We start from the raw sequence: 11,831 nt of genomic DNA, 5'->3' as shown, positions 1-11,831 counted from the left end.
AAAGCCAACCCCACCAAAATGTAGGGCGGCAAGACTCCGCGAAGTCATACCCGAAGCGCCAGCAACCATCCTCCCCCAACCAGCCTCCGGCCAGTCACCATCTATTAGAGACTCCGCTCGACCAACGGAGTGGGCTCGACCAGCGGCTGAGGCCCGACCATCGGGTGGGGCGCGGCTAGCGGGCGCGCGGATGCGCGGTGGCGTACACCTCGCGCATCGTATTGACGGTGACCATTGTGTAGACCTGCGTCGTTGTGACCGACGAGTGCCCGAGCAGCTCTTGGACCACGCGGACGTCGGCGCCGCCGTCGAGGAGATGGGTCGCGAAACTGTGGCGCAGGGTATGCGGGGAGACGTCTTTGTCGATGCCCGCGCGCTCTGCGGCGTCGACGAGGACCTGCCACGCACTCTGCCGAGAGAGCCTGCCGCCGCGGATGTTGAGGAACAGAGCCGGAATGCCCTTCTTGACCAAGGCCGGCCGTCCACGCACCAGGTAGGCGTCGAGCGCACTCAACGCTGGACGTCCGACGGGCACGATCCGTTCCTTTCCGCCCTTTCCTCGTAGAACGACTGCGCGGTGCTCCACGTCGATGTCGTCCACATCCAGTGCGGTGACTTCGGAGATGCGTGCACCACATGAGTACAGCAACTCGAGCAGTGCCCGATCGCGAAGTGCGCGAGGACCTTCCGGCACACTCGCCGCCTCAAGGATCGCGAGGACGTCATCTACCGGCAACGACTTCGGGAGGCGTTGGGCCGGCGTCGGAGGACGAACGGCGTGGGCCACATCGTCGTCGACGACTCCTTCGGCTGCCGCGAACTTATGGAACCCGCGTGCCGCGATGAGGGTGCGCGCCACCGAACTGTCGGCGAGCGCGGGCAGGTCGTTGTCCGGGTCGCCGCGACGCAGCGCGACGAGGAAGTCACGGACCGCGGCCTCATCGACGTCACGCAGATCGGTGACGCCTCGACGTGCGAGAAAACCGCGATACCGCAACAGGTCTCGGCGATACGACGCGATCGTGTTCGCCGCCGATCCCCGTTCAACGGTCAAATGGTCCATGTATGCGTCGACGAGATGCTCGACGTCCGAGACCGTCACGTGCGGCGTGCGACGAACGCGGTCGGCTCGTCGGTCCACGGCTCGTCGGTCCCCCGCAACGACACACCGCGCGTGTTCGAGGCGGCCGCCGCCAACACGCCCGCAACAGCCGTCGCGTTGACGATCTCACCGGACAGCGCGAGCGACACCGCCTCCGCGAGCGGAACCCACTCGACGACCAGATCGGCTTCTTCGTGTTCGCGTTCGGCGGCAGGCAGATCGTGCAGTCCCTCCGCGAGGTACACACGCAGTGCCTCATCGGTGAAACCCGGTGAGACGACGAGGTCTACGAGCACCGACCACCGGTCAGCCGCCAGATCCGCTTCCTCGGCGAGTTCGCGTCGCGCCGCATCCAAGGGTTGCTCTCCGGGCCCGCCGTCGAGCAGACCGGCAGGCAACTCCAAGAGGCGTCGCCCCACCGGGTGACGGTACTGCCGGACCATCGCGACCCGTCCGTCGTCGTCCTTGGCGACCACTGCGACGGCTCCGTGGTGTTCCACGACTTCCCGTTGCGCAGATCGTCCGTCCGGCATGTCGACCTCGTCGAGGCGGAGCGCCAGGATCGCGCCCGAGTAGACGGTCTCCGACGCGGAGACGGTGAACTCGTGCGATCCCGGCGTCGACGTCACTCCCCGGTCCCCTGCTCCGCGACGTCTCCGGCGTCCACAGCATCTGCATCGGAGTACTCGCCCGCGTCATATCCGTCGAGCTCCACGGGCAGGCGGGTGGCACGCTTGTATCGCAATGCTGCGTCGATGAGCGACTTGAAGAGCGGATGCGGGCGCGTCGGACGGCTCTTGAGCTCCGGGTGTGCCTGCGTGGCGACTAGGAACGGATGCACGCTCTTCGGGTATTCGACGAATTCGACGAGGCGCCCGTCGGGCGACGTGCCCGAGAACTCCAGACCGGACTTCGCGACGACCTCCCGATAGGCGTTGTTGACCTCGAAACGATGACGGTGCCGCTCGCTGACCTCGGTGGTCCCGTAGGCCTTCGCAACCTGCGACCCTGCGGTCAGCGCCGCGGGATAGGCGCCGAGACGCATCGTGCCGCCCAGATCGGCCTCGCCCGCGACGGCGGCTTCCTGGTCGGCCATCGTTGCGATCACCGGCGACGGCGTCTCCGGATCGAACTCGGTCGAGCTGGCGTCGGCGAGCCCCGCGGAGCGCGCAGCCTCGATGACGACGCACTGCAGGCCGAGGCACAGGCCGAGCAGCGGGATGCCGTTCTCGCGGGCATAGCGGATGGCGCCGAGCTTGCCCTCGATGCCGCGGATCCCGAATCCGCCGGGGACAAGCACCGCATCGACGTCGCGCAACGCCGTGTTCGCGCCTTCTGCGGTCTCGCAGTCGTCCGACGGCACCCATTTGATCTCGGTGCGCGCATGATTGGCGAAGCCGCCCGCGCGGATCGCCTCGGTCACCGACAGGTAGGCGTCGGGCAGGTCGATGTACTTGCCGACGAGCGCGACGTTCACCGTCTCGCGCGGATTGTGGACTCGGTCCAGCAGGTCGCCCCACACGGTCCAGTCGACGTCGCGGAACGGCAGTCCGAGTTGACGGACCACGTACGCGTCCAGCTGTTCGGAATGCAGGACCTTCGGAATGTCGTAGATCGACGGCGCGTCGGGCGTCGAGATGCACCCGTCGATGTCGACGTCGCACATCAATGCGATCTTCTTCTTCAGTCCATCGGACACCGGGCGGTCGCAGCGCAGAATCAACGCGTCCGGCTGAATGCCGATGCTGCGCAGAGCGACGACCGAGTGCTGGGTCGGTTTGGTCTTGAGTTCTCCCGACGGCGCAAGGTACGGAACCAGGGAAACGTGAAGGAAGAAGACGTTGCCGCGCCCGAGGTCGTGCCGGATCTGTCGCGCCGCCTCGAGGAACGGCTGCGACTCGATGTCGCCGACGGTGCCGCCGATCTCGGTGATGACGACGTCCGGGGTCTCGCCGTTCGCGTCGGCGTCGTGCATCGCCAACATCCGCGACTTGAGTTCGTCGGTGATGTGCGGGATCACCTGGACTGTGTCGCCCAGGTATTCGCCGCGTCGTTCCTTGGCGATGACCGTCGAGTACACCTGGCCGGTCGTGACGTTCGCCGACCCCGAGAGGTTGCGATCCAGGAATCGCTCGTAATGGCCGATGTCGAGGTCTGTCTCGGCACCGTCCTCGGTGACGAAGACCTCACCGTGCTGGAACGGATTCATCGTCCCCGGATCGACATTCAGGTAAGGATCGACCTTCTGCATGGTCACGCGAATGCCGCGTGAAGTGAGGAGCTGACCCAGGCTCGACGCCGTCAGTCCCTTACCCAAGGACGAGGCGACTCCGCCGGTGACGAAGATGTGCTTGGGGGCGACGCGCTCTGAACGCAGTGATCGCAAATGATTCTCCCGTCGGGGTGTATCAGGATTGCCGAATACCTGATGACCTACGGGACTTCAGCCTAACAGCATTCGCGCCGAAATCCCGCCGACACCCTCACGCGGCGGCGAGAGCATCGTGTCACTCAGCAGGTTTTGCGCCCACCGTGATCGCTGTCGCACCCGGACCGGTGCCATAGGCGCCCGAACGGCCGTCCAGTTCTTCGCCGAGCGCCATGATCGTCGTCAGACGCCCCATCTCCTGGTTCACGTCGTCGACGGTGGTCACCGCGTTGCTCAGCGACGGATCGGACCGGATCACTCCGATCGGCGACCCGCCGTCGGCCGACCCCGTGCGACCGACGAGCGCACCCCCCTGCGCCCGCATCGCCATGGTCGAGGCCAGACGCGCGACGAGTTGCCCCTGCGCGCCCGAATCCTCCGACATCTCACCGCCGGTTACCACGAGCACGAGGTCCGCGGGTTTGATCGTCCCGTCTGGGTAGTCGATGAACTCGCCGCCGCGAAGTGCTTGGAGAGCGGTCTCACGATCCGACCCCGACGCGGGCTTCTGGCCTTCACGGTTCAACAGCGCGACGCCGAGCAGGTCGCCGAGTCGCGAGCCCGAGTCGGTGTACTCGATGCGTAGCTGCGCACCCGCCGGGATCGACTGGTCGATGACGGTGCGCAGCTTCGACGCACTCTGGTCGCCAAGTAGTTCGTGGGTGAGCCCGATCTGGCCGGCGAACGTACCGTCGGCATCGTTGACCATGGTCTTGAGCGCGTCGACGTCGGCTTCTGCCGCGTCCGGCGTCGTAACCACGAGGACCGACTGGTCCTTCAGCAGGTTCGCGGTGATCCGCCCGGCGATCGCCGAGGTGAAGCTGTCGTTGGAGTTGACCTGCGCTGCGAGGTCGTCGCGCTCGTTCTCGAGGTTTCCGATCTTGTCACGGTCGGTTCCAGTGAGCGCGTTGACGCGGTCTCCGATGAACCCCGACCCGAGGAACAGACCGAGTGCGAGCGCGAGGAAGACCGCGATCAGCGAGATCGCGTGTTGACGCATCGTGATCATTCGCGGTTCCACACCCCGGTGACCCAGTCGACGAGAGCGTTCCACTGGTCGGCGATCCAGCCGGTCACGTCACTGCCGCCCTGCGTGATGACAATCGCCGCGATGATCGCGATCAGCGCCGCCAGCATCAGCATCGCGATCGCGCTCCCGCTCACACGGCTCCGGTACAGAGTGGCGACGGCCTTGGCGTCCACGAGTTTAGGTCCGACCTTGAGTCGAGTCAGGAACGTCGACGGAATCTCGTCGCGGAGCTCACGGTCGAAGAAGTCGTTGAGCGTGCCGCCGAGACCCGCCGTCACGATCAGGTCGGCCCCGTGGAAATCAGTGAGCAGCAACGCGAGATCTGCGGCCGAGCCGGCAGCCGGGAAAGTCGTGGCGCCGACGCCGAGGTCCTGGATGCGCTCCAGTCCCGGCGCGTGACCGTCCGGATCGGCAGGCAGCACCAGTTCTGCACCGGATTTGAGGGTGTCGGTCGCGATGCCCTCGGGGTCGCCGACGATCAACGACGGACGGTAGCCCGCCTTCATCAACGTGTCCGCGCCGGTGCCGACACCGACCATGATGGGCCGGTACTCCTTGATGAACGGCTTGAGTGCCTTCAGATCCGCCGCGCGGCCTGCCCCCTCGGCGACGACCACGACGTGGCGTCCTGCCAGGCTGACTTGCACGTCAGGGATGCCGACGCCGTCGATGAGGAGGGGCGACTCGCTGCGAATGAACTCGATGGAATTGCCTGAGAATGCTTCGAGATGATCGACGAGGCCGGTCTTGGCGTCGAGCATCCGGTCCGCGACGATGCGCTCGTCGAGTTCCTCACCGCGAGCGACCACGCGTTCACCGACGTAGAGACGACCGTCGTTCAATCGGACCTTCTGGCCGTCTTTGAGACGTGAGAACACCTCGGGCCCCACGGCGTCGAGGATCGGGATGCTCGACGCAGCGAGCACCTCGGGACCGAGGTTCGGGTACCTGCCGGTGATCGACTGCGACGCGTTCACGACGGCGCCGACTTCAGCGTCGATGAGCGCGTCTGCGGTGACCCGATCCAGGTCGACCTCGTCGAGGACGACGATCTCGCCTTCGCCGACGCGCTCGAGGAGACGTTTGGAGTTCTTGTCGATACGCACGACCCCGATCAGGCCGGGCAGCTCTTCGGTGTTGCGTGACAGCAAAGCAGGCATCCTCATGACAGCCATGGTGGGCCGCCCGCCGCTGAATGGCACGGAGGCGCGCCGTAACATTGGCAACTTTTGTCACACGAATAACATCGTTGGTGTTGTCGGGTGAGGTCCTACTCGGCGTCTCGAGCGGCCTCCGCGGTCTCCAGGAGCTCTTCGGCGTGTGCGCGCCCGGTCTCGGAGTCACCGAGGCCTGCAAGCATCCTCGCGAGCTCGGACACTCGCTCGTCGCGAGTGAGCGTCGTCAGCGTCGATCGTTGACGCCCCTTTGTTCCGCCGCCGTCCTTGCCGATCACGAGATGGTTGTCAGCGAACGCCGCCACCTGAGGAAGGTGGGTCACCACGATCACCTGGTGCCGACGGGCCAGACGTGCCAGACGGGCACCGATCTGAACGGCCGCTGCCCCGCCGACGCCGGCGTCGACCTCGTCGAAAATCATGACGGAACCCGAATCAGGCTCGGCGAGAACCACTTCCAACGCCAACATCACTCGTGAGAGTTCACCGCCGGACGCCGACTTGGCGATGGGCAGCGGCGCGGCGCCCTTATGCGCGACGAGGCCGAACTCGACTTGGTCAGCACCGTGACCGCCCGCCGTGGTCGTCGTCCCGCCGCTGTCGATCGCCAAACGGGGATCGTCGGCCGCTTTCAATGCGACAGTGACAGCCAGTGCGCTGCCGCCCATGGCGAGACCGTCCAGCTCTGCAGACACCTTGGTGGACAACGACTTCGCGGCCTTCGTCCGCTGCGTGTGCAAGGTCGACGCGAGGGCTGCGACTTCGTCGCGGATGCTGTTCGCCTGCGCCTCGAGTTCATCGATCCGCCCCTGCGGGTCGGCGATCTCGTCGAGACGCCGTTCGGCATCGTCGCGCCACTGCAGGACTCCGTCGACGTCGGCGGCGTACTTGCGGGTCAGCGACTTGAGTTCGGCCTGCCGGTTCAGCAGTGAGTCGAGATCGGCAGCGTCGTCGGGGAGTCCGCCGAGGAAGCCCGTCAGTTCGGCGCCGATGTCGCCGACGACTACCAACGCCTCTTCGATCCGCGGACGCAGATCCTGTAGCGCTTGGTCGGACGCGGTCTCCAACAACGACCGGACGGTTCCGAGTGCGTCAATCACCGAACGTCCGTCCGAGCCTGCGACGATGCCCTGCGATTGGGATGCCGTCGAGCGGATGTCTTCCAGGTCGGTCAGCGTCCGTACTGTCTCGACGATCTCGGCGTCCTCGCCGGGAAGCGGTTTCACCGCGTCGATCTCGTCCAGTCCGAACTGCAGCCGGTCGGCTTCTTGGGCGAGTTCGCGTGAGTCTGTGCGTAGCCGGTCGAGTTCGTCGAGAACGCTGACCCACCGCTCGCGCGCCTGCCGATACTTCGCGAGGGTCTTCGCTGCGGGTGCGCCCGCGAATCGGTCGAGTGCGGCACGCTGCTGGTCGCCGCGGATCAATCGGAGTTGATCGTTCTGGCCGTGAATCGCCAACAGTTCACCGGTCAGTGCTCCCAGCGTCCCGACGGGCACGCTTCGCCCGCCCAGATGCGCACGGGAGCGGCCGTCGGAGTTGACGGTCCGGACCGCGATCACGGTCTCATCGTCGTCGACTTCGGCTCCGGTCTGCTCGAGGACCTCGGCGATCGTGTCGCCTCGCTCGGAGGGCAGTCGGAACCGACCCTCGACGACGGCTTTCGCGTCGCCGCTGCGTACTCGGCCTGCGTCGGCTCGACCGCCGGAGAGCAGGCGGAGACTCGTCACGATCATCGTCTTTCCGGCACCGGTCTCACCGGTCAGCGCGGTGAAACCCGGGTGGAACTCGGCGGATGCCGATTCCAGGACGCCCAGACTCGTGATCGAGAGTTCTTCGAGCACGTGTGTTCAGCTCCTCCCCCGCCAGCCCGTCACAGGCAGCGAGAACTTGGTCACGAGGCGGTCGGCGAACGGTTCGGAGTTGATCCGGACCCATCGTAGAGAGTGCGGTGCACGGGAGACTTCGATGCGCGAGCCTGCCGGGACCTCGATCATGCGCCGTCCGTCGTTGACGGCCACGCCGTCGCGCCCGTCGCGGTGGATCTCGACGGCCACAGTGGACCGCGGACTCGTCACCATCGGGCGTGCGAACAGCGCGTGCGCATTACTCGGGACGACGAGGATCGCCTCGAGGTCGGGCCACATCACCGGCCCACCCGCGGAGAACGCGTACGCCGTCGATCCGGTAGGGGTCGCGACCAGCAGTCCGTCTGCGCCGAATGCCGACACCGGACGACCATCGACTTCGGTGACCAGTTCGAGGACGCCGTTGTGCGAGCGGTTCTGGATCACGACCTCGTTGAGGGCCCACGTCCGTGCGCGAGGCTCAGTGTCGCCGGGGTCGGTGACCGTCACGTCGAGCACCATCCGGTCCTCGACCCGGTAGCGACCCGAGATCAGCATGTCGAGGACTTCGTCCACGCGATGAGACTCGGCCTCGGCGAGGAAGCCGATGTGGCCCAGGTTGATGCCCATCAGCGGGACGGATGCCGGATACGCCAACTCCGCGGCACGCAGGAACGTCCCGTCGCCGCCGAGGACGATCACCAGCTCGCATCCCTTGGCCGACGCCGAGTCGGCACGGGTGACTTCGACGCTCACACCGGTCGCGCGGAGACGCTCGGGATTCACGGGATGCGTGGGCTCGTCGACGGGTTCAGCCGAGGCCCGGGTGTCGTGGTCGACGATCCGCAGGGCCACTCCGGCTGCGGCGCACCGTTCCGCGATGACCATCAGCGTCTGGGTGACGGTCTCGCGGCCCGTGTGCGCGACCACCAGGAAGGTCCGCTCAGTCATGGGGTCTCCCTCCCTTCCTCGTCCTCATGCAGGTCCGTCGGCGACGGCCTGCGCGATCATCGCGCGGACGTCGTCGCCGATCGGCAACGGCTCCACGGTATCGGCCGCGGCCCGATCCGGCATCGCGCGGGTCTTGCGGAGCCAGAGGAAGAACTCGACGTTCCCGGAGGGGCCCGGCAACGGGCTCGCCACGACCGCTTTGGTCTCGAGACCGAGCGACTGCGCTGCGGTCGCCACGTCGGCGACCACTTCCGCCCGTAGTGCGGGCTCGCGGACCACACCGCCGGTTCCGACCCGCTCCTTGCCGACCTCGAACTGCGGCTTCACCATCGGCAACGCGTCGCCGCCGAGCCGCAGGCAGGAGGCGAGCGCAGGCAGCACCAGTCGTAGCGAGATGAACGAGAGGTCTCCGACGATCAGATCTACTTCCCCGCCGATCGACTCCGCGTCGATGTGTCGGACATTGGTCCGATCGTGGACGTGGACCCGGCCGTCTGTCTGGAGCTTCCACACGAGCTGTCCGTAGCCGACGTCCACCGCCTCGACCTCGCGTGCGCCACGGCGGAGAAGCACGTCGGTGAAACCTCCGGTCGACGCTCCCGCATCCAGACAGCGGCTCCCGTCGACCGTCACACCGAGCGGCTCGAAAGCCTCCAACGCCCCCAGTAGTTTGTGAGCGCCGCGAGACGCCCAGCCGTCTGTCTCGGGTTCGGTCACCAGTACGGGCGTGTCCTTGCCGACATTCGTAGCGGCCTTGGACGCAACGGTGCCGTTCACCTTCACCTTGCCTGCGGCGACCATCTCACGCGCCTGCTCTCTCGACCGCGCGAGGCCTCGCCGGACGAGTTCGGCGTCGAGTCTGGCTCGCGCCGCCATCAGTGCGGACCCTCGTTCGCGACTGCGGAAACGTCGGAATCAGCCACGTCCGACGTCTTCCAACGCGTGCGCCAAGGCGTCGTGTGCTTGTGTCAGCAGTTCTGCCTGTCGCGCGACGGCTCCGAGGTCGAACTCGTCGCCGACGACGCCGCGGACCTGATCGACTTCTTCCAGGAGGTCGCGGACCTCGCCGGTCACCGGGTGATCGGCGGGATCGCCCGGCTCGGCGTTCAGCCGGGCGGCCTGGGCCGCCAACGCGGCAGGGTTCGGTGCATTCATGACCTGTCCAGGCTAACGCAGCGCACTGACACCGGCCGTCGCCAGAGCCGTAGCGGCCACGTCGTCCTGCGCGGCGATCTTCAAGGCACGGTCGCCGACGTCCGCAGTCCAGACGGCATGGGCGAGGGAGGCGATCAGGCTCGTTGCGTCGTCGGCTCCGCTGCTCGTCACCGTGACGTGCTCGTCGATGACCTGGATCCGCCAGCCGTCATGGGGTCCGATACGGGAGGTGTCGCCATCCGCGTCGAGCGCGGTGAGATCGGTTGAGACGTACGTCGGGCGGCTCTCCGGAGTCGCCGCGAGCAGGTCGAGCACCGTGGACACCCCGGTGAGTACGAGGAGGCTGTCGAGCCCCACCGCCTGAGCGCCTGCAATATCGGTGTCCAGGCGATCGCCGACGACGAGCGGCCGACTCCCCGTAGTCCGAGACAGTGCGTCGCGCATGATCGGCGCCGCGGGCTTGCCTGCAACCAGCGGTTCTGCACCGGTCGCCGACCGGACCGCCGCGACCATCGAGCCGTTGCCGACGAGCAGACCCCGTTCGTTCGGCAGTGTCGTGTCGACGTTGCACGCCACCCAAGTCGCGCCCGCCCGAACGGCGAGCGCCGCTTCGGACAGTTGCGCCCAACCGGTGTCCGGCGAGTGTCCTTGGACCACAGCAGCCGGCTCGTCGTCGGCTGAGTCGACGACGGTGAATCCGGCCGCTGCCGTCTCGTCGCGGAGTGCATCGGCACCGACGACGAGGACGCGACTGCCGGTGGGGACTCGCTGCGCGAGGAGGCCTGCGCCGGCCTGCGCGCTCGTGACGACCTGCTCGGCGGACGCAGTGAACCCGAGTGCAGTGAGATGTTCGGCCACTGCCTCCGGTGAACGGCTTGCGTTGTTCGTCACGAACAGCACCGAACCGCTCGTTTTGTTCACCGAATCCACGGAGTGAGGAAGGGCCGACGTTCCGGCGTACAACGTGCCGTCGAGGTCGTAGAACAACGCATCATAGGACGTCGCGAGACTACTGCCACGCTGGTCGTCGCTCGCCTCCTCGTGCGTCTCGGCAGTCCGTCCGGCAGATCCGTTGACACTGGAGTTCAAGTCCATGAGACGGAACTCAGCGTCCGTGAGATCGTCGACGTCTGCCGCAGCGGCGTTCTGGAACCACGTGAGCGCCTCCGACCGACGACCGGCCGACTCCAGTGCCGATGCGTACGCGTAGAACAGTCGCGCGGCGTCGTCACCGATTCGACCGGGTCGCAGATCGCCGGCTTCGAGTGCCTTCACTGCGCGCTCCGGATAACCGAGATCCAACTGTGCGCCGGATCCGACGATCAGCATCTCGAGCGCATCATCGCCGGTGAGCGCTCGCGCCTCCGAACTCTCCGAGATCTCGACCGCGCGCTCGGGCCTGCCGAGACCGCGCTCGGAGTCGGCGATGAGCGGAAGCAGTGCGTCGCCACCGGCCATCCGTCGAGCAGCCCGGAGCTCAGTGATGGCCTCCTGCCACTCGCCTGCGTTGTACGCAGCGATTCCGGCCGTCTCCCGCACCACGCCAACGCGTGCGGCACGTGCTCGTGCCGCACGGGCGTGAGCGAGAGCCGCGTCCGGGTCTTCGCTCAACAGTTCCGAGACGAGAATCAGATGACGCGCGACGCGGTCAGCCGTCGCCCGATCCAGTCCCTGAAGGTCCCGCCGGATCTCCGGATCGAGATCCGAAGCCCGCACGTCGTCAGGAAGAACCGGATCCGATCCGTTCACCGGACCGTCTCCGTTGTGTCGCTTGCTCATGACTTCCAATCTATCGCCTATATCGCACGCATTACGCGTCCGAAAGCACGACTGCGCTATATGTGTCGGTCTCGACTCCGCTCGACCGGCGGGTTGGGTGTCTTCGTCGTTGGTCGAGTTCCGTTGTCGGCACGCAGAGAGCTACAGCGCGGCCCGCCAACCACGTTGATCGAGCGGAGTCGAGATCCGCCCGTACGCACGCAGGTCTCGACTTCGCTCGACCACCAGAAATAACAGTGTGTGTAGATAGTGGTAGAGCCCCCAACACACGAGTGTGTTGGGGGCTCTACGATGTTTAGTTCGGCGGTGTCCTACTCTCCCACACTGATTAAAGTGCAGTACCATCGGCGCTGGAGGGCTTAGCTTC

Annotated in this window: 10 protein-coding genes; all 10 read right to left on the bottom strand. The window is 66.5% G+C overall.

Features of this window, described 5'->3' with window-relative positions:
* Window positions 1-175 precede the first annotated feature (175 nt).
* The 10 genes from xerD to L5G32_RS19035 all read right to left on the bottom strand — a co-directional run bounded on the left by xerD (window position 176) and on the right by L5G32_RS19035 (window position 11,464).
* The gene (xerD, locus tag L5G32_RS19080) at window positions 176-1,102 is read right to left on the bottom strand and encodes a site-specific tyrosine recombinase XerD (protein WP_308192069.1); all 927 of its coding nucleotides are present in this window, start codon (window positions 1,100-1,102) and stop codon (window positions 176-178) included.
* Window positions 1,099-1,731 carry an NUDIX domain-containing protein gene (locus L5G32_RS19075; RefSeq protein ID WP_237012661.1) on the bottom strand — a complete coding sequence of 211 codons (633 nt, stop codon included), beginning with the start codon at window positions 1,729-1,731 and terminating at the stop codon, window positions 1,099-1,101. Before L5G32_RS19075 ends, xerD begins: the two co-directional genes overlap by 4 nt.
* Window positions 1,728-3,488 carry a CTP synthase gene (gene pyrG, locus L5G32_RS19070; protein WP_237012660.1) on the bottom strand — a complete coding sequence of 587 codons (1,761 nt, stop codon included), beginning with the start codon at window positions 3,486-3,488 and terminating at the stop codon, window positions 1,728-1,730. The genes L5G32_RS19075 and pyrG overlap by 4 nt, the downstream gene beginning before the upstream one ends.
* 121 nt (window positions 3,489-3,609) lie before the next feature.
* A complete protein-coding gene (locus L5G32_RS19065; RefSeq protein ID WP_237012659.1) occupies window positions 3,610-4,539 on the bottom strand; it encodes a copper transporter in 930 nt (309 codons plus the stop codon).
* On the bottom strand, window positions 4,536-5,720 hold the full coding sequence (gene steA, locus L5G32_RS19060) for a putative cytokinetic ring protein SteA (RefSeq protein ID WP_237012662.1): 1,185 nt from the start codon (window positions 5,718-5,720) through the stop codon (window positions 4,536-4,538). The genes L5G32_RS19065 and steA overlap by 4 nt, the downstream gene beginning before the upstream one ends.
* Window positions 5,721-5,830: 110 nt before the next feature.
* Entirely contained in the window at window positions 5,831-7,576 is a 1,746-nt protein-coding gene (gene recN, locus L5G32_RS19055) for a DNA repair protein RecN (protein ID WP_237012658.1), read from the bottom strand.
* Window positions 7,577-7,582: 6 nt separating this feature from the next.
* A complete protein-coding gene (locus tag L5G32_RS19050) occupies window positions 7,583-8,530 on the bottom strand; it encodes an NAD kinase (protein WP_237012657.1) in 948 nt (315 codons plus the stop codon).
* Window positions 8,531-8,554: 24 nt separating this feature from the next.
* A complete protein-coding gene (locus L5G32_RS19045) occupies window positions 8,555-9,406 on the bottom strand; it encodes a TlyA family RNA methyltransferase (protein WP_237012656.1) in 852 nt (283 codons plus the stop codon).
* A 39-nt stretch (window positions 9,407-9,445) separates the two neighbouring features.
* The gene (locus tag L5G32_RS19040; protein WP_237012655.1) at window positions 9,446-9,685 is read right to left on the bottom strand and encodes a hypothetical protein; all 240 of its coding nucleotides are present in this window, start codon (window positions 9,683-9,685) and stop codon (window positions 9,446-9,448) included.
* Between the two features lie 12 nt (window positions 9,686-9,697).
* A complete protein-coding gene (locus L5G32_RS19035) occupies window positions 9,698-11,464 on the bottom strand; it encodes an HAD-IIA family hydrolase (RefSeq protein ID WP_237012654.1) in 1,767 nt (588 codons plus the stop codon).
* Window positions 11,465-11,831: the final 367 nt, after the last annotated feature.

Origin of the sequence: Gordonia zhenghanii, from assembly GCF_021738965.1 — a bacterium.
In the GTDB taxonomy this organism is placed as follows: Bacteria; Actinomycetota; Actinomycetes; order Mycobacteriales; family Mycobacteriaceae; genus Gordonia; species Gordonia zhenghanii.
This window is presented reverse-complemented; position numbering and strand designations above follow the sequence as displayed.

Bases quoted from the DNA above. Each gene is read 5' to 3' on its own strand.
- steA (WP_237012662.1), bottom strand. From the start codon at position 5,720: ATGCCTGCTTTGCTGTCACGCAACACCGAAGAGCTGCCCGGCCTGATC.
- L5G32_RS19045 (WP_237012656.1), bottom strand. From the start codon at position 9,406: ATGGCGGCGCGAGCCAGACTCGACGCCGAACTCGTCCGGCGAGGCCTC.
- L5G32_RS19035 (WP_237012654.1), bottom strand. From the start codon at position 11,464: ATGAGCAAGCGACACAACGGAGACGGTCCGGTGAACGGATCGGATCCG.
- L5G32_RS19065 (WP_237012659.1), bottom strand. From the start codon at position 4,539: ATGATCACGATGCGTCAACACGCGATCTCGCTGATCGCGGTCTTCCTC.
- L5G32_RS19050 (WP_237012657.1), bottom strand. From the start codon at position 8,530: ATGACTGAGCGGACCTTCCTGGTGGTCGCGCACACGGGCCGCGAGACC.
- L5G32_RS19040 (WP_237012655.1), bottom strand. From the start codon at position 9,685: ATGAATGCACCGAACCCTGCCGCGTTGGCGGCCCAGGCCGCCCGGCTG.